General features: G+C 66.8%; 1 protein-coding gene. It reads right to left on the reverse strand.

The window, feature by feature from the left end; translation table 11 throughout:
* Positions 1–365: family 49 glycosyl hydrolase (locus ACLWS4_RS37940; protein WP_416876569.1), on the reverse strand; the 365-nt coding region annotated here is incomplete at both ends.

Below are 365 nucleotides of genomic sequence, written 5' to 3' on the forward strand. Positions count from 1 at the left end.
GACGGGGTCGGGGCCGGGGTCGGTGCCGCCGCCGGGGCCCCAGGCGTTCCAGTTGTCCCAGGTCTCGGCGTCGAAGCCGAGGCGGCCGAGCTTGTCGGCGGCCCAGTTGGTGCCGTTCTTCTGGATGACGGTGCCGCCGACGGTGTAGTTCTCGAGCTTGAGGCCCTTGCTCTGGGTGGTCTCGTTGCCGAGGGTGACCTTCTGGCCGGCGGTGTTGGTGTAGCGCTTGAGCAGGCTGACCTGGCTGCTGGGGTCGAGGTCGCTCCAGGCGTCGATCTTCAGGTTCTTGACGTGGATGTTCTCGGTGCTGGAGAGCGCGAAGGTGCGGATCGCGCAGTTGACCTTGCCCTCGACGGTGATGTTCT

The sequence above is a fragment of the Kitasatospora sp. SC0581 genome (genome assembly GCF_048159585.1).
Classification (GTDB): Bacteria; Actinomycetota; Actinomycetes; order Streptomycetales; family Streptomycetaceae; genus Kitasatospora.